Origin of the sequence: Mesorhizobium sp. M7A.F.Ce.TU.012.03.2.1 (assembly GCF_004006095.1) — a bacterium.
Classification (GTDB): Bacteria; Pseudomonadota; Alphaproteobacteria; order Rhizobiales; family Rhizobiaceae; genus Mesorhizobium.
In genome coordinates this window covers 2006330-2029180 of sequence record NZ_CP034779.1, presented here as the reverse complement: position 1 = coordinate 2029180, position 22851 = coordinate 2006330, and the positions used below count along the sequence as shown (strand labels likewise).

Annotated in this window: 21 protein-coding genes and 3 pseudogenes; 17 read left to right on the top strand and 7 right to left on the bottom strand. The window is 59.1% G+C overall.

Translation table 11 applies throughout. The features are described from left to right. Window positions 1-121: 121 nt before the first annotated feature. The 3 genes and pseudogenes from EJ079_RS09825 to EJ079_RS09820 all read right to left on the bottom strand — a co-directional run bounded on the left by EJ079_RS09825 (window position 122) and on the right by EJ079_RS09820 (window position 2178). Entirely contained in the window at window positions 122-709 is a 588-nt protein-coding gene (locus tag EJ079_RS09825; RefSeq protein ID WP_050580531.1) for a nuclear transport factor 2 family protein, read from the bottom strand. A gap of 138 nt (window positions 710-847) precedes the next feature. Next, window positions 848-970: pseudogene (locus tag EJ079_RS33760) on the bottom strand (ferredoxin); the annotation flags it as partial. 29 nt (window positions 971-999) lie between these two features. Then, window positions 1000-2178, bottom strand: a complete 1179-nt coding sequence (locus tag EJ079_RS09820; protein WP_164873932.1) for a cytochrome P450 — start codon at window positions 2176-2178, stop codon at window positions 1000-1002. 1480 nt (window positions 2179-3658) lie between these two features. On the opposite strand from EJ079_RS09820, the gene EJ079_RS09815 reads away from it, so the two are divergent. Next, on the top strand, window positions 3659-4891 hold the full coding sequence (locus tag EJ079_RS09815) for an MFS transporter (RefSeq protein ID WP_127808910.1): 1233 nt from the start codon (window positions 3659-3661) through the stop codon (window positions 4889-4891). A gap of 156 nt (window positions 4892-5047) precedes the next feature. Here the strand turns inward: EJ079_RS09815 and EJ079_RS09810 are convergent, their stop codons facing one another. Continuing rightward, entirely contained in the window at window positions 5048-6184 is a 1137-nt protein-coding gene (locus EJ079_RS09810) for a ChuX/HutX family heme-like substrate-binding protein (RefSeq protein ID WP_127808909.1), read from the bottom strand. 586 nt (window positions 6185-6770) lie between these two features. Here EJ079_RS09810 and EJ079_RS09805 point away from each other — a divergent pair. From EJ079_RS09805 to EJ079_RS09730, 15 genes and pseudogenes are all read left to right on the top strand, one after another. Further along, window positions 6771-7091 (top strand): iron-sulfur cluster assembly accessory protein, encoded by a 321-nt coding sequence (locus EJ079_RS09805; RefSeq protein ID WP_024505241.1) that lies wholly within the window; start codon window positions 6771-6773, stop codon window positions 7089-7091. A gap of 17 nt (window positions 7092-7108) precedes the next feature. After that, on the top strand, window positions 7109-7429 hold the full coding sequence (locus EJ079_RS09800) for a hypothetical protein (RefSeq protein WP_127331198.1): 321 nt from the start codon (window positions 7109-7111) through the stop codon (window positions 7427-7429). A gap of 12 nt (window positions 7430-7441) precedes the next feature. Continuing rightward, window positions 7442-8653 (top strand): cysteine desulfurase NifS, encoded by a 1212-nt coding sequence (gene nifS / locus EJ079_RS09795; protein WP_063169388.1) that lies wholly within the window; start codon window positions 7442-7444, stop codon window positions 8651-8653. A gap of 180 nt (window positions 8654-8833) precedes the next feature. After that, on the top strand, window positions 8834-9214 hold the full coding sequence (nifW, locus tag EJ079_RS09790; RefSeq protein ID WP_127808908.1) for a nitrogenase stabilizing/protective protein NifW: 381 nt from the start codon (window positions 8834-8836) through the stop codon (window positions 9212-9214). Between the two features lie 185 nt (window positions 9215-9399). Next, on the top strand, window positions 9400-10251 hold the full coding sequence (locus EJ079_RS09785) for an electron transfer flavoprotein subunit beta/FixA family protein (protein ID WP_024505238.1): 852 nt from the start codon (window positions 9400-9402) through the stop codon (window positions 10249-10251). A gap of 16 nt (window positions 10252-10267) precedes the next feature. Next, entirely contained in the window at window positions 10268-11377 is a 1110-nt protein-coding gene (locus tag EJ079_RS09780; RefSeq protein ID WP_024505237.1) for an electron transfer flavoprotein subunit alpha/FixB family protein, read from the top strand. Window positions 11378-11387: 10 nt separating this feature from the next. Continuing rightward, window positions 11388-12692, top strand: a complete 1305-nt coding sequence (locus EJ079_RS09775; protein WP_024505236.1) for an FAD-binding protein — start codon at window positions 11388-11390, stop codon at window positions 12690-12692. Between the two features lie 12 nt (window positions 12693-12704). Then, window positions 12705-13004: a ferredoxin family protein gene (locus EJ079_RS09770; RefSeq protein WP_024505235.1), complete on the top strand. Its 300-nt coding sequence runs from the start codon at window positions 12705-12707 to the stop codon at window positions 13002-13004. Between the two features lie 255 nt (window positions 13005-13259). Beyond that, window positions 13260-13742 (top strand): alpha/beta fold hydrolase, encoded by a 483-nt coding sequence (locus EJ079_RS33755; protein ID WP_348629731.1) that lies wholly within the window; start codon window positions 13260-13262, stop codon window positions 13740-13742. A gap of 907 nt (window positions 13743-14649) precedes the next feature. Beyond that, window positions 14650-14753: pseudogene (locus tag EJ079_RS09755) on the top strand (helix-turn-helix domain-containing protein); the annotation flags it as partial. A 273-nt stretch (window positions 14754-15026) separates the two neighbouring features. After that, a complete protein-coding gene (nifB, locus tag EJ079_RS09750; RefSeq protein WP_127331206.1) occupies window positions 15027-16508 on the top strand; it encodes a nitrogenase cofactor biosynthesis protein NifB in 1482 nt (493 codons plus the stop codon). Between the two features lie 26 nt (window positions 16509-16534). Then, window positions 16535-16729, top strand: coding sequence for a 4Fe-4S binding protein (locus tag EJ079_RS09745; RefSeq protein ID WP_024505232.1), 195 nt, complete (start codon window positions 16535-16537; stop codon window positions 16727-16729). Between the two features lie 85 nt (window positions 16730-16814). Then, window positions 16815-17135 carry a nitrogen fixation protein NifZ gene (locus EJ079_RS09740; RefSeq protein ID WP_127811310.1) on the top strand — a complete coding sequence of 107 codons (321 nt, stop codon included), beginning with the start codon at window positions 16815-16817 and terminating at the stop codon, window positions 17133-17135. Then, window positions 17132-17344, top strand: coding sequence for a putative nitrogen fixation protein NifT (nifT, locus tag EJ079_RS09735; protein ID WP_024505230.1), 213 nt, complete (start codon window positions 17132-17134; stop codon window positions 17342-17344). Before EJ079_RS09740 ends, nifT begins: the two co-directional genes overlap by 4 nt. A 34-nt stretch (window positions 17345-17378) precedes the next feature. Further along, window positions 17379-18272, top strand: a complete 894-nt coding sequence (locus EJ079_RS09730; RefSeq protein WP_127331208.1) for an SIR2 family protein — start codon at window positions 17379-17381, stop codon at window positions 18270-18272. 306 nt (window positions 18273-18578) lie between these two features. Here EJ079_RS09730 and EJ079_RS09725 read toward each other — a convergent pair whose 3' ends face one another. Both EJ079_RS09725 and nifA read right to left on the bottom strand, forming a co-directional pair. Next, window positions 18579-19145, bottom strand: coding sequence for a sugar O-acetyltransferase (locus tag EJ079_RS09725; RefSeq protein WP_024505228.1), 567 nt, complete (start codon window positions 19143-19145; stop codon window positions 18579-18581). A gap of 587 nt (window positions 19146-19732) precedes the next feature. Further along, window positions 19733-20776, bottom strand: a pseudogene (gene nifA / locus EJ079_RS09720) (nif-specific transcriptional activator NifA); the annotation flags it as partial. Between the two features lie 62 nt (window positions 20777-20838). Here nifA and EJ079_RS09715 point away from each other — a divergent pair. Next, complete coding sequence (locus tag EJ079_RS09715; protein WP_127331210.1) at window positions 20839-21066, top strand: hypothetical protein; 228 nt, start codon at window positions 20839-20841, stop codon at window positions 21064-21066. 562 nt (window positions 21067-21628) lie between these two features. Here the strand turns inward: EJ079_RS09715 and EJ079_RS09710 are convergent. Beyond that, window positions 21629-22851 (bottom strand): beta-ketoacyl-[acyl-carrier-protein] synthase family protein (locus EJ079_RS09710; protein ID WP_164873756.1); only part of this gene is annotated, 1223 nt, incomplete at its 5' end.

Sequence of the window (22851 nt, the reverse complement as noted above, 5' to 3'; positions counted from 1 at the left end):
GATCTCAGCCCATCAACCTTGGGCGGAATGAAGGGCCGAGCCAAATCGTTGCAGTGACCGCCAGTTGCGGCCCCACACAGATGTCGTTCCCGTAGGGCGCTCATCCTCCATTTCTACCCACTTATGCAGCTCCCAGTTGGGGACCCTCGACGCCATCTTGGTCGGTGGGGATGTGACCCTTGAGCAACTGGTAGATGGGATCGTCTGGATGTGGTGCTCCAATCGGCTGTCGCCGGCCGAACCTATCTGCCTCAAGAATCGCTGGCGGGATTTGCTCCTCAACCCAATCGTAGACGACTGTCCGTTCCGCAATTCGCCACTCGTCCTGCCTCTTCTGAAACAGATCGCAGTAACGGCCGCAAAGCAGCGTCTGACGTATTTCTTGGTCTGTATCCGGTCCGCGTTGCAGCGCGGTGAAATAGCTCTCGACCGCGGCCTCTGCTGAACTGATGAAGTCGATCAGGCTGTTCGTGATTTGATGGATGTTACGGTGCCCCGGCAGACCGAGAGCAAATTGGATGAAGTCCTCTGCCGGTCCGCAATAGGGACCGTGCCTGTCATACGCTTCGGGCCAGTATGCGCTACGCAGCGCCGCCTCATCGGCGCGGTCTATCCCGCGGCAGTACCGATACAGGCAGTTGCGGATCGCCTCTCGGTCACGCAGTTCGGTAATTTTCGCGTGGTCGACAGGGTCTGTCGCGAATTGTATGATTGTTTTGTCCTTCCCGATGCCAGTCTGCACTTTGCGTGTGTCTCTCTCTACAACTGAGTTAGCGGGGGGCTCGTCAACTTCCAGAGCTTGTTCGGGGCAGGCTCGTACCCCTTTTGAGGCAAGCAGTTGCTCCCCATCGGCAACATCAATATCACCGGGCAAGATGTAGCCGGCGTCATCAAGCTTGAAGACTCTCGGCGCCCGCGCCCAGCAGCGCGCATGACCCTGGCATCTGGCTTTATGTACGACGACACGCATAGCGAACTCCAATGTCGTTGGCTGAAACTTCAGGACCAGTCCAGGATCAGATTCTCGATCCCGAACACATGGCCGCCGAAGGTGATAGGTTCAGTCCCTGTCTTGATCCGAAAGGCTGGGATGCGCGCCAGCCACTCCTCCAGGCCAATGACAATCTCCCGCCGGGCAAGGTGTGAGCCAAGACAACGATGGGGACCATAGCCAAAGGCAGCGTGCCGGTTGTCCTCGCGCGCCAGATCGATCTCATTCGGGCATTCGAATTCCGCCGGGTCACGATTGGCAATCATCGTGGCACAGGAAACATAATCTCCCTTGCGGATCGGCGCGCCTTTGAAGTCGACATCCTTCGTTGCCACTCGGATCATCTGAATGGTCGAATAGGCGCGCAGCAATTCTTCCGCAGCGACGGCAATCCGGTCAGGTTCGCTTCGTAGCAATCCCTGATCTTTGGGGTTGCGCGCGAGATGGGCCAAGTCGAAGCATATGGCTGCTGAGACCGTGTCGAGTCCCGCGACGAACACAAGCACGCCGATGCCACGGACTTCTTCGTCACTGAGCAGACGACCCTCGACCTTTGCCTTCACGATGAAGGTCATGAAATCATCGACCGGCTCCTTGCGGCGCTCGGTGGCAAGTTCGTCGATGAAGGCCACGATCGCCCGGGCTGCGGGTGGTCGTTGCTCCTTATCGCCGTGGAGCAGATCTCTAGCCCAGCCGACAAATGTTTCTAGTCCGTCGTCCGAAAGCCCAATAAAGCGAAGGAAGATATTGACCGCGAACGGAACTGCAAAATCCTTCATGATGTCGCAGCTCGTGCCTGATGCGGCGATCCTGTCGATCAGCTTGATCGCTCGTTCCCGGACAGCCGGCTCCAATGCCATTACCCGCTTTGGCGAAAGCAGCGGATTGAGCAGTGAGCGAAAAACACCGTGGAATGGCGGATCGAGCTCAAGCGGGATCATCGGCCAGCTCTCGCCGAGCACAGAGGCGAAGATGCTGCGATGGCTGGAAAACGTTTCGGTGTCCTGCAGCACCCGGCGCTGGTCGCTCGCGCGAGTGATGACCCAGGTACCCCGACCGTCGCGCGTGTTGCTGGTTGAATAAAAGATCGGAGGCCCGGCATGAACGCAAGCAACCGCTGCATGCGGATCCCCGTTAGCCGTCGGCAACATGCCGGGCGACGTAAACAGGTTGAAGTCCCTCACCATTTCGGGCGGGACATGATCTGGAACCGGCCGCGATTTAACCGCGCCAGAATCGAGAGACCGTTCATGAGATGCTGTCGTTTGCATGCAATCGTTGGTGCAAGCTCCGTGCCGAATTCGTCTTTCGATAATCCTTGCCGTTTTGCTGGGCAACAGGTGGCGCCTGTGCTGACTTACTGGTCGGGATTGCAACATTCTTGTCCAGCGTCGGACACAGAATGTAGAAAGCTAGACACCGACTTGGAGCAACTCAACTGGTGGGATCGCTAGCCGATCATGTGCCCGGGGAGCATCCAGTTCGAAAGCTTGCGCTAAGCGGCTTGGTGACTTGGCCGAGGTCACCAGGTGGAAACGACCAACACTTGGGGTGAGCCTAGTGGCGCTCCCCTCGATGATGTCTGGCGGGGTGGTTAGCCGCCTCCGTGGGACAAGATCAGTCTACACGAATGGACTATAGCCTCTCCTCGCATGCCTCATTGGCCGTCCTTCAGAGCCGGTCACACGAGCTTTTGTCTTTCAGCAGGGCGTTTTTCTCGCCAGCTACAGAGCCACACCGACGCCATTAATGAGCGTCCAGTCGACGGGTTGGATGGCCCTGTCCATCTTGCCCAGCACCTTGGCTTCGCATTTGCCGGTGCGGCGGAAGCCTTCAAGACGCAGTTCTTGACCTTCTCCAGATCAGCCTCGGACGGATATCGGCAAGGGTTCAGCTCGTCCTTTTGAACTTGCGCATCTTCGTGTTGGCCAACCCCAGGCCGCCCGACATATTTGCGGTCTATCCGGCACCTCAACTTCGAACAACCTTGCGGCAAGCTCTTGGGATAGACCACGCTCGTGCCTCCACCACCCGCTCAGCAGAGCCAGATTTGTCGTTGATGGCACGGAACTTGCGCAGTCATTCGCAGATGCGTCACGGACCGAGAGTGTCGTCCCATGAATTCGATCACCAAAAAGGCCGCCCGACGTTGCTGGGACCGCCTGCAATTACCTTATCCCAGAATTGGGAGCAACGGCTTCAAAAGGGATAACTCATCACCTCAATTTTGTCGATCGCGCGGCCATCGAACCGCAGCCATCCATCAGACTTCCGCCTCGTTGCACTCATTGCGACCGCCTTGGTGCTTGCGACAACCGCTCAATTCTGGCTGCCAGGATAACCACATATGGCGACGGAACTTCCTGCTTCAAAGCAATATAGAGATCGTCGATCATCCCCCCATCAAGGCCTCAATCGAGGACACCGCGTTCGGCTTGCTTGGTTCGCAGTGAACAGACCGCACTTCACGAATGCGATCGATGCGACCGCGCCGAGAACTCTCCCGCATTGTCGACGGTTGGGTCCGTCGGCCCTCCGATGAGGCCTCGGATGCGTCGGGCGCCGAGGCCTCGACTGATGCCGACTGGCCGCCGCCGGAAGGTCTCGCGGCTTTGATCCCCGGCGATGTAGCCACCCCTGCTGCAACACTAGCCGGAGAACTCATTCATGACCGAATCGGCGACAGATTTAGTGGACGCGGCTTTGTTCGACCGAGATCGGCTTGACCCAGAAAGTCCCTATCAACGTTCTGGCCCTGCATGGGGTGCCATCATTTCGCTTTCCTTCGGCACCTTCGGGCTTGTGACGGCAGAGTTTCTGCCCGCCAGCGTTCTGACACCGCTCGCGCATGATCTCCGTATCACCACGGGCACGGCTGGACAGGCGCTAACAGCGACCGCAATCGTCGCGGCGATCTCGGCACCGATAATCGCCTTCGTGACAAAGCGTCTGGACCGCAGGGTCGTCATCTGGGCGATGACGCTCCTGCTGATCCTGTCGAACGTTCTGGCAGAGGTTGCGGGGTCGCTGCCGGTTTTGCTGGCGGCACGCGTCGTCCTTGGCATATCGCTTGGTGGTTTTTGGTCAATTTCGGCAGCGTTGGCGATGCGGCTGGTTCCAAGTCACCTCATGCCGCGCGCCATGTCGATCATCCTCACCGGCGTTTCTGTCGCCTCCGTCTGCGCGGCTCCAATCGGCGCTTATGTCGGTGACATTTGGGGATGGCGAGCCTCGTTCAAGGTCGCCGCAATCGTGAGTGCCGTTGCGCTGCTCGTGCAACTCGTAACCATTCCGCCACTGCCTCCGATCGAAGTGCGCAGATTCCGCAGTCCGCTGGATGTCGCGAAGAATCCGGCGATGAAGGTTGCGGTGCTAGTCGTGCTATTGGTCGCTTCCGGCCATTTTGCCAGCTTCGCCTACATCCGCGCCTTTCTCGAGAGCGTTCCTGCGCTCGAAAAGAAGTCAATCCCGCTCGTGTTCCTTGCTTTTGGCACGGCCGGCGTCTTCGGCAATTTAGCCGGCGCATTCCTCACCAAACACAGTCTCAAGGCGGTCGCGGCCCTGCCGCCCCTGCTCATTGCCGTAGCCGCTGTCTCGCTCCTGACCATGGGAGCATCGGCCTTGACCTCGGCAATTGCAGTTGCCGTATGGGGCTTTGCTTTTGGCGCGGTCCCGGTCGGATTGCAGACATGGATGGTGCTACGCGCCGCTCCGAAACAGGCCGAGAGCGCTGGTGTACTGATGGTCATAACCTTCCAAGTGGCCATCGCAGCCGGCACAACTTTCGGTGGCCTATTGGTGGATCACACGGGTATTGCCAGTGTCTTTGTCTACAGCGCGGTTGCCACGTTCCTCGCTGTCTTGACAGTATTTTTGCTCGGCCCGAACCGCAAAACCTGACCGCCTGGTGGGGAGTGACGGTCGGCGGCGTTCACGCTATTGTCACCTCTGAGCTCGGCCCAAAGGCCGCGGCTTCGTCGTAACCATGCGGTCGATGGGGCAGCGCCAAATTGCTTCCTGCTCATCGCGTTGCGATAATACAGCGCGCTTATTGCGTCATCGTGTCCCCGGTCTCGGCTTCAATGCCCGGCTACTGGCTGCGGAGGCAGATGGGCGCCGGCGTCCCACCGACGACGATCGGTCTTTTCTCATGTAGCTGTCGGGGAAACGAGGCAGGTTTTCCGCCAGAACCCGCCAGTCGTCGCGCTCGCGTTCGCCTTCCTTGCGCGCACCGAACAACTGGATGATGATCTTGCCGTCGGACCCATATGCTTCGAGCGAGGTGACGTGACTGTCATTGGTCGGCTTGCGCACGGCCCAAACCTCACGGATTTGGTGGGTCCTGAGATGCAGCCGGAACGTTTCGTCCAGCACATGGATGCACGGCCCGATCTGCTTGACCGACTTGATTAAGCCGGAATGGGTCTGGATAGAACCTCGGTTGCCGACGAAGCACATGATCGGCAATTCGTCTTCGGCCGCACGCTGGAGCACGGCGCCAACTGCGGCATTGTCGAGCAGCCAAGCGTAATCCTGGCCGACCATGCGCAAAGCCTGGCAGCGGCTGAGCTTGAGCGTCTTTAGAAGGTTGACGTCAGTCAGCCGGCTCCAGTACTCGCGTAGGTCGTCCACCGTGCCGGCCCAGTCCGCAGTCCTCGCCCCCAGGTCGGCTACTCTCGCCTTAAGCGACATGGTCGGCTCCTGGTTGGCGGATACGAGCTCGGCCACCAGCTTTCGATAGGCATGAAGGTTGGAGACCGGCCTGAGATGCACCTTATGCACTGCTGCGCCGGCGGCGTCGAAGAATTGCAAACTGCGCTGGATTCCGCCGCGATGGCGCCTTTCAACAGCGAAACCATACCTCCAAGCCTGCGGGAAGACGCGAAGGTCGAATTCGTCACCAAGGACCATGGCGTGATTGTTGCCGGTTATCACTCTGTTGAAGACGCTAATCTTTTCGTGCACGGCACCTTGATTGCGGGTCAGCGCCGTCACTTCGCCCACGAATTCGAGGCCCGTCAGAAGGTGATTGATGCGCGGGTCGATGCGTGCCGCGCCGAAACCGCAATGGGCCGCGACCAGTTCCGCTTCCGAAATGGCCAATTGGGCGGCGAAATCACGCGCGGGAATGTTCGGACAGACTTCCCACGCACGCCGGATTTCGTTGGGCGACCGCTTCTTGCGCTGATCCATGTTTTTACCCCTGCCCCGTTCTTCTTTTGACGATCGATCGAAAAACGGGCCTCAGGGGTGTGCACGGCGGACGCGATCGATCGTCAGGCACATGCCAGTCGAATCCTGTCTCCGGGGGGTCAGCGGCCAATCGCCGGTAGAGAGCGATTGTTGGGTGGTCGGCGCCAATCGGCCGATCGAGCATTCGGGTACCACCGGCGGTGCTGCTTTCCCACTTAAGGCGGGTCTGATGGATCATATTGCTTTCCTTCGTTCTTCGATTGCGAGGGCAACCCAAAGGTGAATCGGCCGGCAATTTTGCCGCCGCAACGAAGGCTTCACAAAAATCGTGCCAGTTGCTCCGCGGCAAGCTCTGAACATCTTTGGCTCTGTTCATTGCTTTACGCGTGAGTGCATCGCGAACTCAGGCGCCCTTCCTGTGACGCGGACGCGACAAACCCGACAGTAAGTGTCGGTTGTCGGACGTCTCCCCAGCAATCGAGCATAAGAGACGTCGGGATGTCCTACGGTTTTTGACACGTCTTCCCTTTGGCACGGTCCATGCGAGATGATCCGCGAAAACGCCGGACCGAGGAGAAATCGAGCCATGATTACGCTCACCGACAACGCTGTTGCCGCCATCAAGGCCGCTCTTTACCGCGCCAGCGAGCCGGCGGAAGGATTTCGCATCATGGTCCATGCCGGCGGCTGCACCGGCTTCCAATACTCAATGGGCCTGGAGAGCGTCTCACGTGAGGGCGATGCGATCATCGAGCGAGATGGGCTCAAGGTGTTCATGGATAGAGGCTCCCAACCCCATGCCGCCGGCATGACCGTGGACTTCGTCACTGGGCTCGAAACATCCGGCTTTGTTTTCGATAACCCCAATGCGCGTGAGACGTGCGGCTGCGGCAAGTCCTGCAAATGATTGCGAGGGAACAGGCTATGTTCGACAATAGCGACGCCAAGGAATACTGCGTCGAACCGGTAACCGCCGGCGCTCTGGAACCGGCCGACACGCACTGTCGGCCCGGAACAATTGCGTTCGGTGATGCGCCAAATCGCGATCATCGATCGTTGCCGTGGGCAAGCAAACAAAATTGCCCGAAACAGCTGAATTCCCGGCGGATGCCGCCACCAAAGGGCAATGTCGACAGCGACCGGTCAGCCAAGCCATCGCTCGCCCGGCCGCCCACCTTACCAGATACGATATGCGCCAGAGGTTCAATGGCCGCCCGCCTACCCTTGAATCATTTCAGCAGTTGAAGGATCACTCCCATGAACCCTGTCTATCTCGACAACAACGCAACGACGCGGGTTGATCCTGCAGTCGTTGGAGCGATGTTGCCTTTCTTTACGGAGCAATTTGGCAATCATTCGTCCATGCACGCCTATGGCGCATCGGTTGCTGAAGCCGTGAGAAAGGCGAGGCAACAGTTGCAAGCCCTCATCGGCGCGGGATTCGAGGACGAGATCATCTTCACCTCGGGCGGGACTGAAAGCGACAGTACAGCCATCCTTTCGGCGCTGGAGGTGATGCCCGACCGAACGGAAATAGTGACTTCCGCGGTTGAACATCCGGCCGTTCTGAAGTTGTGCGCGCACCTTGAGAAGACGCGCGGCGTCAAGGTGCACATTATCCCAGTCGATCACTACGGCCGGCTCGACCTGGACGCCTACAGAACCGCCCTCACCCCACAAGTGGCAATCGTCTCGATAATGTGGGCGAACAATGAGACCGGTACGATCTTTCCCGTGGTTAAGCTTGCCGATCTAGCCAGGGAAGTCGGCGCGCTTTTCCACACTGATGCAGTGCAGGCGGTCGGAAGGCTTCCGATTGAGCTGAAATCGACCGCGATCGACATGCTGTCGCTCTCCGCCCACAAGCTGCATGGTCCAAAGGGGATAGGCGCGCTTTATGTAAGACGTGGCGTGCGCTTCTCCTCCATGATCAAGGGTGGGCACCAAGAGCGCGACCGGCGTGCAGGCACTGAAAACACACCCGGCATAGTCGGACTGGGCATGGCGGCCGAACTCGCCTTGAAATTCATGGACGAGACAAAACGAATAAAATGGTTGCGCGACCGCCTTGAGAACGGGATCATCCAGCGCATCCCAAACACATCCATCAACGGCGATCCGCAAGAGCGATTGCCAAACACTGCAAACATTGGATTCGAAGGTATCGAAGGCGATGCAATTCCAATTGTCCTGAGCCGGCTGGGAATCGCCTGTTCCGCCGGGTCCGCCTGTGCCTCTGGCTCACTGGAACCGAGCCATGTTCTGATCGCTATGAACGCGGCATGTGGGGCAGTCCGCTTCTCCTTGTCGCGTGACAACGGCGAAGATGACGTAGACCGCGTGCTTGAGGTCCTGCCTGCGATCACCGAGAAGCTACGGGCCGTTCCCAGTGCTGGACTGTGCGGGCGAGGTGCAGAACAGCTTCATTCCGGCCCGGGTCCGAGCGGCACAATAGCCGACGAGCCGTGAGGTCTTCCTCAACGTGACGACCCTGCGCAAGGAGAGCAGTCAAACTCGGGGTCGCCTTCACCACTTCAAGAAAAGCTTGAGATCGCCAAGTCTCTTGCCCAGCCGCCGTGCCAGAGGTCGGCACGCCGTCAGCAATGTCACCAATGCATCGACACCACAATTTCGCGCCGGGAGAATACAATGAACTGCTCCGCTGATAGCCGCCCGATCGATCGCACCGATATCCTAGCGCGACTGAAGGGCCTGTCGGCCGCGGAGGACTTCTTCGCCTGCCTTGACGTCTCCTACGACCCGAAAGTGATGAATGTCTCGCGGCTCCATATCATGAAGCGCGTGGGCCAATACCTTGCCGAAGAAGATTTCTCCGGTCTGCCTAACCAGGTAATCGCCGCGCGGGTGCGCGCCAAGCTGGAACGCGCCTACGAAGATTTCGCGACTTCCTCGCCGCTCACGCAACGTGTGTTCAAGGTGCTAAGGGACCACGATCCAAACATATGTCCCGCACCTGGCCGCGCCTTCGTCCCGCTCGACTCTGCACTGAAGCGGTTCGGAAAGTATTGAGCCCGACACGGCTGCGACGCGACAATGTCGAGAAGTCGACAAATCCAGTCCTCATGACGCCTCCTCGGAAGCAAACGAAGCCACCTTCTGGAATAGAGGCAGGAAGACGACTTGGCATGAACGATGCAGGCAATGAGGTGAACCGCCAAGCACGAATCCGGACTGGGAGCTTAGAGAAACCGCCAATGCATATCGTAGTCTGCATCAAGCAGGTGCCGGATTCGGCACAGATCCGCGTGCACCCGGTGACGAACACGATCATGCGTCAGGGTGTTCCGACCATCATCAATCCTTACGACCTGTTCGCCCTCGAAGAAGCGCTCAAACTGCGCGACGTTCATGGTGGCGAGGTTACTGTGCTCACAATGGGTCCGCCCATGGCGGAGGACTCGCTGCGAAAGGCGCTCGGTTACGGTGCTGACCGAGCAGTTCTCTTGACGGACCGCTATTTTGCCGGATCCGATACGCTGGCGACTTCCTTTGCTCTTTCGCAAGCAATCGCAAAAATTGGGGAGACTTTCGGCAGGCCGGACATCGTCTTCACCGGCAAGCAGACGATTGACGGCGATACCGCCCAGGTCGGACCGGGCATAGCCAAGCGCCTAGATTTATCGCAACTTACCTATGTCGCGAAGATTGCCTCCATCGACCGCGATACGCGAGAGATCGAAGTCGCGCGTCGCGCCGAAGGCGGCACCCAGTTGCTGAAGAGCAGACTCCCTTGCCTCATTACAATGCTGGAAGACACCAACGAAATCCGCCGGGGCTCGCTCCAGCAGGCTCTGTGCGCGGCGCGCAGCCAAGTCGTGAAGTGGACTGCAGCCGACGCCGGCATTGACGATCTCACCCGGTGCGGTCTGCGTGGCTCGCCTACAGTCGTCAAGCGTGTTTTCGCCCCCACCGCACGGGCAGAAAGGGCGGCGCAGATCGACACCGCGGAAAGGGGCTTGCAGGACATAGCCGATGAACTCATCGCCGATATCTTAACCCGCCGGCCGGCGCTGGAACATGAGCTGGCCTTCAACAGCGGCACGTGACGGCCAGGAGCAGAAAATGTCGACCGCAAGCCAAACTACCCCTCGCATTGCCCCCGGCCGTGCCGGTGTAAAGAAAGAACTTCCCGACCGTTTCAAAGACTACCGGCACGTGTGGGTCTTCCTCGAGCTCGAACGCGGCAATGTGCATCCTGTATCATTCGAACTGCTGGGCGAAGGCCGCAAATTAGCCGACAAGCTTGAAGTCCAGCTCGCGGGCGTCGTGCTGGGACCGCCGGGCGAGATGGTCGAGGACGCTGTTGCCGAGGCCTTCGCTTACGGGGCGGATCTTGTCTACATCGTCGATGCGCCGCCGCTCGCCGACTACCGGAACGAGCCGTTCGCCAAGGCGCTCACGGATCTGGTCAATACCCATAAACCCGAAATCCTCCTTCTCGGCGCGACCACACTGGGCAGGGATCTTGCAGGCTCGGTAGCGACGACCCTGCAGACGGGGCTCACGGCCGACTGCACCGAACTTGATGTAGATTCCGACGGTTCACTCGCCGCGACCCGTCCGACTTTTGGTGGCTCATTGTTGTGTACGATCTATACACTAAATTACCGGCCGCAAATGGCGACGGTGCGACCAAGGGTCATGCCTATGCCGCAACGGGTGGATAAGCCGGTCGGGCGTGTCATGCGGCACAAGCTGTCGCTCGTTGAGGACGATATCGTCACCAAAGTCCTCGGCTTCCTACCGGATAACCAGTCGGCAATGGCAAATCTTGCCTATGCGGATGTCGTGGTTGCGGGAGGCCTCGGTCTCGGAGCGGCGGAGAACCTTCAGCTTGTGAAGAATCTTGCCCGAGCGATCGGCGCCGAGCATGGCTGTTCGCGCCCCTTGGTCCAGAAGGGCTGGATGCCGGCTGATCGACAGATTGGACAAACTGGCAAGACCATTCGACCGAAGCTTTACATCGCGGCCGGAATTTCCGGCGCCATCCAGCACCGAGTTGGGGTCGAGGGGGCCGATCTCATCGTCGCGATCAACACCGATCCGAACGCGCCGATTTTCGAGTTCGCCCACCTCGGGATCGTCACGGATGCAATCCGCTTCCTGCCCGCACTGACGGAAGCCTTCACCCGGCGGCTGTCGCCGCACAGTCGAGACAAGCTTGCGAGTTGAGGGAGAGGACATGATTGAACAATTCGATGCCATTGTGGTCGGAGCCGGCATGTCTGGAAACGCAGCTGCTTACACTTTGGCAAGCCAGGGGCTGAAGGTACTGCAGTTGGAGCGCGGGGAATATCCGGGCTCTAAGAACGTCCAGGGTGCCATAATGTACGCGAACATGCTGGAGAAGATCATCCCGGACTTCCGCGATGATGCGCCCCTCGAGCGGCACCTGGTCGAACAGCGACTTTGGGTGATGGACGACACGTCTCACACCGGAATTCATTACCGGTCGGACGACTTCAATGAGGCGAAACCCAACCGCTACACGATCATCCGCGCCCAGTTCGACAAATGGTTTTCCCGCAAGGTGCGCGAGGCTGGCGCGACGGTCCTGTGTGAGACGACCGCGACGGAACTCGTCCGTGATGGCAATGGCAAGGTGATCGGCGTCCGCACAGACCGGGCTGGCGGAGTGGTTTTCGCGAATGTGGTCGTTCTCGCAGAAGGGGTGTCGGGATTGCTTGGCACTCGCGCAGGCCTGCGCGAGATGCCGAAGCCGGAGACCGTGGCGCTTGCCGTCAAGGAAATGCATTTCTTGCCCGAAGAGGTCATTGGCCAGCGGTTCGGTGTCAAGGGCGATGAAGGCTGCGTAATCGAGGCCGTGGGCACGATCTCTCGCAGCATGGCCGGGCTCGGCTTCCTTTACACCAATAAGGAGTCGATTTCACTCGGCATCGGCTGCCTGGTCTCGGATTTCGCCGCGACGATGGAGAGCCCGTCCGCCCTCCTGGATGCGATGAAAAACCATCCTTCGATCCGGCCGCTGATCGCTGGCTCGGAGGTGAAAGAATATGCCGCCCATCTTATCCCCGAAGGTGGTTACAGGGCCATTCCGCAGCTCTTCGGCGACGGTTGGGTCATCGTCGGCGACGCAGCGCAACTGAACAATGCCATTCACCGTGAGGGTTCGAACCTTGCCATGACCTCGGGTCGCGTCGCGGCTGAGGCGATCATCAAAGTCAAAAGCCGCAACGGTCCTATGACCAAAGCGAACCTTGCGCTCTACAAGACGATGCTGGATGACTCCTTTGTCATCAAGGATCTTAAGAAATACAAGGACATGCCAGCCTTACTCCACACCAATTCCAGCAACTTTTTTGACAGCTATCCGCGGTTGATGTCGCATGCCGCTCAGAACTTCATGCGTGTCGACGGCACGCCGAAGATCGAGAAGGAAAAGAACACCACGGCCGCCTTCATCAACGCGCGCTCGCGCTGGGGGTTGGTCAGCGACGCGGTCCGCCTGGCATTGGCATGGCGCTGAAGAGGGTACAAGATGACGATCGCAGTGACGAAGGTTCGTGTCGAGGACAAACTTTACCAGAACCGCTATCTGGTCGATTCCGGCCGCCCCCATATCATAGTGCGACCGCACGACAAGCCAAGCGCGAACTTGCTTGCCTTGACCTACGTCTGTCCGGCGAAATGCTATGAGTTGAATGACAAGGGTCAAGTCGAGATCACCGCCGACGGCTGCATGGAATGCGGCACCTGCCGGATATTGTGCGAGAAAGGCGGCGACATCGAGTGGAACTATCCGCGCGGCGGCTTTGGTGTCCTGTTCAAGTTCGGATGATCAGCCGGTGCCAAGAGCATGCCGGCAGCGAGCAACTGCGGCACACCATGAGCCTCTCCATCCACTTGCAAAGAGCTAGTGAATATTGGGTTTCGCAATTCAAGTTTCCTCGACTTGGTAGGGGTATCCTCAGGCCACGGGGCGCCTGTGCCGGACTTACCACCGGTAACGTGGTCGAGCCCCTTTGGACAATGTCCGGCCATCGTGCCGGATGGCAGCCACAACGGCCGGTGAGCAAATGGAACGGCACAATCCGTGATAAAGACGTATGTGCTAGTGCATGGTGCCTGGCATGGCGGATGGTGTTGGCGGGACGTGGCCGCCAATCTTCGTAAGATGGGATACCACGTGACCACGCCTACCCAGACAGGTGTCGGCGAACGCGCACATTTGCTGTGCAAGGACATCACGCCCGACACATTCGTGACCGACATCGTCAACCACATTGTAACGGAAGAGCTGAGCGATGTGATCCTTGTCGGTCACAGTCTAGGCGGCATCAGCATCACCGGCGCCGCCGACCGGATACCCGACCATATCAGCCATCTCGTTTATCTCGACGGCGCCATCGTCGAGAGCGGTCAAAGTGTATTCAGCACCATGCCCCCGACATCGTCGCCGCCCGTCGAAAATTGGTTGCGGAGGAAGGACGGGGTATCTTCATGCCGACTCCGCCGCCAACAGCATTCGGCATTCCCGAGGGACACTCGCTCACGGACTGGGTGCGGCGCCGGATAACACCGCATCCGGCAGGCACCTACGAAAGCGGACTTAAGCTCGAGCACCCGCTCGGCAACGGCAGACCCCGAACCTATGTCGTCTGCACTAATCCACTCCACCCGCCGATGGCGGGAGCGCGAGAATGGGTCGCGAAGCAGGATGGCTGGGCGTGGCAGGAACTCGCCACTGGCCACGACGCAATGATCCTCGCGCCGACGGAAGTTGCTCTCCTTCTTAGCGCTGTCGGCTGAGGAACCAAGTAGGGGGAACGGCGGCCGATTCTCAGGCCGTGGCCTTGAGCTCTGGTGCAAGGATGTAGGCCCAACGGGTCGTTCCGGTGGCGCCACCGAAACCACTAGGCGGGAGTGGCCTGTCCTGCCGACGTCGCAAGCTTGCGAGCGTTCCGCCGCGGCCGCAGCCCGTAGCGCCGGGCAACCTCCGAGATCACCGCGTCGGCTCCAGGGTCTCGGAGATGACTCCGTGCCTTGTCGTCCATCGACCAATGCCGCCGACCAACAGCGCCGTTGATCACCCTCGAAAACGCCGAGGCTGCCGCTCAGGGTCAATCGTAAGTTCAAGTTCAGACACAAGCCGATCTCCGATCCACCTCAGAATCGGCAGGCCCACAGATCGCGGGTCCTCCTGGAAGGACACAGCGCTTACCCTTGAAATATGGAGAACCATGGCTTTGCGCCGTCGGCAGTTGAGCTGATCTCGCAATGCTATTTCCCCGGCAACGTCCGCGAGCCGGAGAACTGCGTGCTTGGCGTTCTCCTCTGGATGGAACCAATCTTTCGGAACGTGGCAATGTCATCGACGAGCTCTCACGGGCCAGCACGATGCCGGTTCGGCGCATCGGCGCCCGCCTGAACACGAGATGGGCACTTGCGATTCTAACGATACGGCCGGACGGGGGCTGGGACCGCGGCGGACGGAGCGTGACGGCTGATCGACACAATGGAGAAGGCCGGCTGGGTTCAGGCTAATGCGGCTCGAATTCTCGGCCTCAAGCTGCGACAAGTCGGCTAGGCGATACGCCGGCATAGTATCGAGGTGAAGGAACTTCTAAGAGCCTGATGAGCCAATCGTCAGGCCAGTGGTCTTGCGCGCCCTGTGCGCGACAAGGAGTGCTTCGTGCTTCTGAACGGATTTGGACTTGCACTGTCGCAAGCAGGACAAAATTGTGTCGCGCCGGCCTGACACAATGCGATATCGACCCGAATAGTGAACTGAAGCCGCTTTTTTCAGTTGGTATGGCTCTTGCACCTTGAACCGCGACGTTACCAGCAACGGAGCCGTTTGATGTCCTCACCGACAGTTTCGATTGAGGGGCCGACTAGCACGACATCCGAGGGTTTTCTGGCAGCCGCGAAATCCGGTGGCTGCGCATCGTCTTCCTACGGCTCGTCGCCGACCAGCCCGGGCGAAGGGGATCCGGCTATTTGGGAAAGGATCAAGGATCACCCCTGCTTTTCGGAGGAAGCGCATCATTATTTCGCGCGTATGCATGTGGCGGTCGCGCCGGCTTGCAATGTCCAGTGCAACTATTGCAATCGCAAATACGATTGCGCCAACGAGAGCCGGCCTGGTGTTGTGTCTGAGAAGTTGACGCCCGACCAAGCGCTACGCAAGGTCATCGCCGTTGCCAACAAAGTTCCGCAGCTTTCGGTTCTTGGCATCGCTGGGCCGGGGGATGCCTGTTACGATTGGGAGAAAACGAAGGCAACGTTCGACCGCGTCATCAGGGAAATCCCCGACATAAAGCTGTGCGTCTCCACTAATGGGCTCGTGCTGCCGGACCATGTCGCCGAGCTTGCCGAAATGAATGTTGATCACGTGACGATCACCATCAACATGGTCGACCCGGAAGTCGGCGCGAAGATCTATCCATGGATCTTTTATGAAAATCGCCGCTACTTCGGCATCGAAGCCGCTCGAATCTTGCACGCGCGGCAGATGCTGGGCCTGGAGATGCTGAGCGCGCGCGGCATCCTCACCAAAATCAACTCGGTGATGATTCCTGGAGTGAACGACCAGCACCTGTTTGAGGTGAACAAAATGGTCAGGGAGCGGGGCGCGTTTCTGCACAACGTGATGCCTCTGATTTCGGACCCGGCGCACGGTACCCACTACGGACTCATCGGGCAGCGCGGCCCAACGGCAAAGGAGATGATGGCTCTTCAGGATCGACTTGAAGGTGGCGCCAAGTTGATGCGCCACTGCCGGCAGTGCCGGGCAGATGCTGTCGGCCTGCTCGGTGAAGATCGTGGCCAGGAATTCACGCTGGACGGGATTCCCGACGATGTCGCCTACGATGCTGGCCAGCGTCAGGCCTATCGGCAGGTGGTCGCACACGAGCGCCGTGATCATGAGGCGGCGAGGAGCGAGGCCATCGGTATGGTCAAGGCAACAGACTCCGAAAAGTCGCTTCTGGTTGCGGTGGCCACTAAGGGAGGTGGACGGGTCAACGAACACTTCGGCCACGCGAAGGAATTCCAGGTTTATGAAGTCTCGCCTAGAGGGATCAGCCTGGTCGGGCATCGGAAGGTCGAGCGGTATTGCCTCGGAGGCGGGGGCGAAGACGCCATCCTCGAGGGCGTCATCGCAGCGCTCGAAGGCATACACATAGTGCTATGCGCCAAGATCGGAAATCGCCCGAAGGAACAACTCTCGCGAGCTGGACTGCGCGTAACCGACGCCTATGGCCATGACTACATCGAGACCGCAGTAAGCGCACTTTACGCGGCAGAGTTTGGGATCAGACCACTAGCGGCGACGGCCTGAGCCGTGTCCGATAACCAGGAGTTAGAATGGCTTTAAAGATCATCGCATCCCAATGTACCCAATGCGGGGCCTGCGAGTTCGAATGTCCTTCGGAAGCGATCAAGTTCAAGGGTGACGCCTATGTGATCGATCCAAACAAGTGCACCGAATGCAAGGAGGCCTTCGATACGCAGCAATGCGTGTCGGTCTGTCCGGTACCGAAAACCTGCGTTCCCGCTTGATTCCTACCGAAACGGTCGGGTTCGCAGCACGACGACGCCTGCAACCCGCGACCACAACAAAAGCCTCGAGAAAGGAATGGACAGCATGTGGTCCAGACGCGAACAGGAGGTGGAAATTGGCAGACCGCCACGGTTCATGCAGGGTGAGCGGGTCCGTGCGATACGCCACATAAAAAACGACGGCACTTATCCCGGCAAGGAGATCGGCGAAGACCTCGTGCGGAAGGGCGACGAAGGCTACGTGCGCGACATTGGAACCTTTCTCCAGCAATTCTTCATCTATGCGGTCGAATGGATCGATCGTGGCACGGTCGTCGGCATGCGAGCGCGCGAACTCATTAGCCTCGACAAAGTCGAGGTTCCCTGCGGAGCTGAAGGCATTTCCAACGGGGGAACAGCCGGATGAAAGTAATGATTCGCAGGACCGCTACTGGTTTGTCGGCTTATGTCCCCAAGAAGGATCTCGAAGAGCCGATCACCGAGATTGAGAACGCTGACTTATGGGGCGGGACCGTGACGCTCAGGAACGGTTGGCGGCTCATGCTGCCCGACCTTCCGCGCGACACGCGTTTGCCGATCACCGTCGAGGCGATGAAGATTTCCGACGGGGCCTGATGCCGGTGGGTTCAGTGGCGGAGAGGAAACGCGTATGAACACGATGCTGAGCTGGGACCATCTCGTCGTCGTCCGGGGCAGTTTTGCCAAAAAACTGATTGACCTGCTGAACGGCGCTCTCAAGGCCGATCGAGTGATCCCCTATCTCGGTCCTGGTCTTCTGCAGCTTAACCCACAGGAATCACCTGTACCTTGCACCCCTGAAGATGTCGCCGCGGCCCTCAACAAGCGGGCGCCTGCCCCTTCCAGGATTCGCACCAATATGTGGTCGGTCGCGCAGTTTATCGAGCAGCGCCGACATCGTCGGACTCTCCAAGCGTGGATGGCGGAGATATTCGCAGCCCCCGCCGAGCCGACCGTTCTTCACGCCTGGCTCGCAACCCTTCAACTGTCTGTCATCATCGACAGCTGGTACGATGGCGCCATGCGAGCAGCCCTTGCAGAGGCCGGCCAAACAGACGTTGTCGAGATACAAGGAACGACGCGCGCAACCGGGATCGGTAACATCTGGACGAGAACTTACGATTTGTCAGGAACAGAACTCGAGGCCGAGCAAGTGGCTAGGACGGTGCTCTATGCGCCGCACGGCAGCGTCAGGCCGGCGGCAAACTTCCTCGTGGCTGATTCCGATTACGTCGAAGTCCTAACCGAAATTGATATCCAGACGCCGATCCCGGACGCGGTGAAGCAACGGCGCGTCAACCGGGGTTTTTTCTTCGTGGGCTGCCGCTTCAACGATCAGATGCTGCGCACATATGCCAGACAGCTGATGAAGCGCTCCACTGGCCCACATTTTGCGGTGATCGATTCGGCTACGCTGACCAGAAACGAACGTCGTTTCCTTGCCGAAGGCGCAATCACGGTCATCGACATGCCGATCCGCAACGCCGCGGCTCGCCTCGTCGGGGTCGATGCTAGCCAGGATTAATGGCCAGCGATTGCTGGTGAGTCGCTGCTTGCCTCCAAGGGCGAAAACTCAGTTGGGAATACATTCGTGAGCAGTAATGCTAGTGGCAGCACAACGTAGGCTCTGAATTCGTTGGGCCATGTGAAAGGGTCCGCTGCTGCGGGACGTGAGCACGTTGCGGCGGCATTACGCACATGATCTTGTGACCCCCGTGGCAAAAGAACTGAAGCGCCCGAGTCGCGACAACATATGCAGCGCTCAATGGCTTCGACAAAAATTCGGCACAGTTTCGACAGTTCGCATGCACCTCCAGGGTCAACGAGGTGATTATGCCTGTTTATGTGGGTCGGCCACGCGAGCAGGAATTCCCACTACCTTTGCCCCGGCGGGAACATCTCGTGTGACCACGCAGCCAGCGCCTACCACTGCATTATCACCAATCGTGACGCCAGGCAGAATGATTGCTCCACCGCCGATCCAGACACGGCTGCCAATGTGAACAGGACGCCCGACCTGCAGGCCGGCCTGCCGCTGCTCGGCATCATGTGGATGATCGGCGGTATAAATCTGCACAGCAGGCCCAATTGCCGTTCCTTGCCCGATTTTGACCTCTACCACGTCAAGAATAACGCAGTTGAAGTTGATGTAGGCATTGGCTCCAATGCGGATATTGAATCCGTAGTCGCAAAAAAAGGGCGGACGGATGACCGTTCCGCGCCCAACCTCTCCCAGCCGCTCGGACAAAAGCTCATGCCAATGCCCCGTGGTCTGCCCCAGCGTATCATTGTACCGCTTGAGCCAAGCCCCGGTGGCCAACAGGTCAGCTTGGATCTCCGGATCCGCCGCATTGTAAAACTCGCCTGCGAGCATCTTTTCTTTTTGGCTACGCATCATAGTCTCCCGTCAGGTCGTGTCCCGTACAGTGATGCAGGAACGCACATCAAACTGCCTCGGCAACTTTGTAACTCGGTCTTGCTGGGCGCGCGGTCGGTCACGAGCCGGGGCGACAGTTTCGTCTCGACCAACTTCCGCGAATTTGGATATCGCAGATCAACCGGTCGCAGGGGCCAATACCTGACGAGGTCGGCAACTGTCCAGCGGTCGAACTCACTTTCATGCCCATCTCAGATTGCGTGATATCGAGCGGTAAGCCATCAGCTAATGTATCGACCAGGTCCCGCCAGCGGAGATCTGCGCGTCGCCTCTACGCATGCTGGCGTGTCACCAATGATACATCGATTATTTCTGGATTCCAGGCACGTCGAATTGATTTGCCCTTGCGGTGTAGAGCGAAGTTACTAGCCATAGGATTACTCCTCTTTAGTTTGTCAGTCGCAGAGCCCCAGTATGACTGCGTGGTAGAAAGCACACGGCCGGAATCTTGGGAGCGCTGTTCAAACCCACTTCGTAAGCCTGGCCGATGGGCTCGGCGCCAGAGCACCAATGCTTGGCCTGCTCCAACTCTTGCTCGGCGGGTTTTTTCAGAGACGCTTGATCTCGATACCGCGTTTTCTCAGCACGTAGCCGATCTGGCGCGGGGTCAAACCGAGCAGGCGCGCCGCCTTTGCCTGCACCCAGCCACACTTTTCCATGGCAGCAATGACCGTATCGGCATCGGGCACCCTACCACGACTCGTGGCAGGGCCTATCGGCGCTTGCCCGTCGCCGACGGGCGGGGCGGCACAGGCGGCGGAAGGCTCGATCGTAGTCGACTTCTCTGACGTCGGCGGTCCGTTCTTCCACAGCGCCGCGGCCAAGCACTGATCCGCGTAACAGGCAAAGTCAGTTCTGAGGATTGATGGACCCGTCGCCAGAACTGCCGTCCGTTGAACGCAGTTTTCGAGCTCTCGGATGTTGCCTGGAAATTCGCAGTTCATTAGCACCTCAATCGCTTCGGGAGCGAAGGTCAGCGTGTGATCATTCTCAGTATTGAAATTCTTGAGAAACTGAGCGGCCAAGAGCGGAATATCACCTCGCCTTTCGCGCAATGCCGGCACGCGTAAAGTGACGACGTTGATGCGATAATAGAGGTCTTGCCGGAACTCCTTGCGTTGAACTGCCGTTTCCAAGTCCCTGTTCGTTGCGGCAATCACGCGAACATCAACTTTAATGGTGTGGTTGCTGCCGACGCGCTCAAACTCCTGCTCCTGCAGGACACGCAGCAGCTTAGCCTGGAACGAACCTGATATTTCGCCAATCTCGTCCAGAAACAATGTGCCTTTGTCGGCAGCCTCAAAGCGCCCCTTGCGCAAACTGCTCGCGTCGGTGAAGGCACCCTTCTCATGACCGAACAAGTCAGATTCCAGAAGCGTCTCGGTGAGCGCCGCGCAATTGACCTTGATGAAGGGCTGCTTGGCGCGAGGCGAGAGCTCGTGAATGGCTTTGGCAACCAGCTCCTTGCCGGTTCCGGATTCACCTCGCAACAGGACCGTAGTCTTCGCCTTGGCCACCTTGACAAGGTGCTCACGCAGCTTGCGCAGCGCCTGACTATCGCCAAGCATCTCCTTGCTGATCTTTTTACGTTCCATTTGGCAGCCCATCCCACTCCGCCACCCGCCGGTAGAACTGCACTGGACGGTGAGCTGTGTTGTATTTCGTCATCATCATTCTCGATCTCACCTTTGTTGCTTCGAAATTTCCGGCGCGCGGACGCCCTCGGCAATGGCAATGGCGCCTGAGCATCGTTGCCTTTCACCAGGACGAGCGTCTTCCTCCGCGCGGGCGCTCGCAGTATGCGGTTTGCGCAGGCCTTTACTCGACCGGTCGCTGTTCTGTCCGGCTTCTGCCGCACCGCAGCCTGCAAACTCATCCTTGACAAGAAAGGAGGGGAGTCAACCGAGCTTTCCTTGCATTTATGCAAGGAAAATTGTCAGTTTGATAGAATTCTATCAAAACGGCAGAAACGCCCCGCCCCCAATTTGGCTGTATCTGCGGCGTTCAGCGTACGTGACGACATGTGCGGACTTGTCCCAATTGCCATCCGAGTTGTGCGGAACAGTAGCCGCTGCGCTGTCAACCGCGTGAGGCCGGAGACAGTAGAGACGGCGGCTCGTCGAGCGAGGGTTCATTGTTCGGCTACTAAACCGGCTGTCCTTTGGTGTTGGTTTCGCCCAAGTTCTGGGCCTGGGGGGCGTCTAGCCCGTTTCGCCGCACAGGCTCCTTCCACATCGTCGAGGCCGAGAAGGAGGGACCCCACAGCTCTCCCTGTATCACAATGCCCCGCCCCTCAAGCAGCTAGATACGACAGGTGACCTCAAATGAGGCGTCTTGCATGGCTTCTACACCTGCCTGAATGCCAGAACTGCGTTCGTACCGCCCATGGCGANCAAGCAGCTAGATACGACAGGTGACCTCAAATGAGGCGTCTTGCATGGCTTCTACACCTGCCTGAATGCCAGAACTGCGTTCGTACCGCCCATGGCGAAGGCGTTGCTCATGGCGACGCGCACCTTGCGCTCGCGCGGCACATTGGGTGTGATGTCGAGGTCGCAAGCGGGATCTGGCTCGCGATAGTTGGCGGTCGGCGGCACGACGTCCTCTTGGATTGCCATCACGCAGGCGATCATTTCAAGCGCGCTCGCTGCGCCGAGGCAATGCGCGTGCGTGGACTTGGTGGAAGAGATGGACATCGAATAAGCGTGGTTTCCAAACACACGCTTGATCGCCGCCGTTTCAGTCTGATCATTGCTCTTGGTACCGGTGCCGTGCGCGTTGAGGTAGTCGACGTCCTCGGCATTCAGCCCGGCATCGGCAAGGCAGGCGCGCATCGCCGACGCTGGCCCCTCGACAGATGGCGCGGCAATGTGGAAGGCATCGGCGGAAAGGCCGACGCCGGCGATCTCGGCAAGAATTGTGGCACCACGCCTCGTGGCATGCTCGTAGCTTTCCAGCACGGCCATGCCCGCACCCTCGCCCAGCACCAGGCCCTTCCTATCGGCGGAGAAGGGCCGGCAGGTATCGGGTGAAAGCACGCGCATTGCTTCCCATGCTTTCAGCACGCCCCATGCGAAGGGTGCGTCGCTGCCNTTCCTATCGGCGGAGAAGGGCCGGCAGGTATCGGGTGAAAGCACGCGCATTGCTTCCCATGCTTTCAGCACGCCCCATGCGAAGGGTGCGTCGCTGCCYCCGGAAACCATTACGTCGGCCCGGCCCAGCTTGATCTGGTCCACYGCCGAGGCGATCGCATGGTTGGCCGAGGCACATGCGGAGTTCACCCCGAAGACCGGCCCGCGCAAGCCGAGGCTCAAGCTCACCTGGCCGGCGGCGGCGCTTGGCATCGTTTTGGGTACAGCGAGGATGCCAACTCGCCTCGCGCCGTCCAAAAGGAGGGCCCGGTAAGTTTCCTCCATCACATCCCAGCCCAAGCCGCCGACGCCCACTGTAGCGCCGAAGCGATGGGCATTCCCYTCGTCGCAGGAAAGTCCGGCCTGCCGCATGGCTTCGCGCGCTGCAAGCACGGCGAGCAAGCTGAAGCGGGCCATGGAGACGAGCTGCTTGCGATCGATGTCGTGCTGGGGCAGCGCCTTGATCTCAGCGCCGGTCATGCCCTCCAGGTCATGAAGCTCGGAATTGGCGATCGGGCCGATGGCGGAGCGGCCTT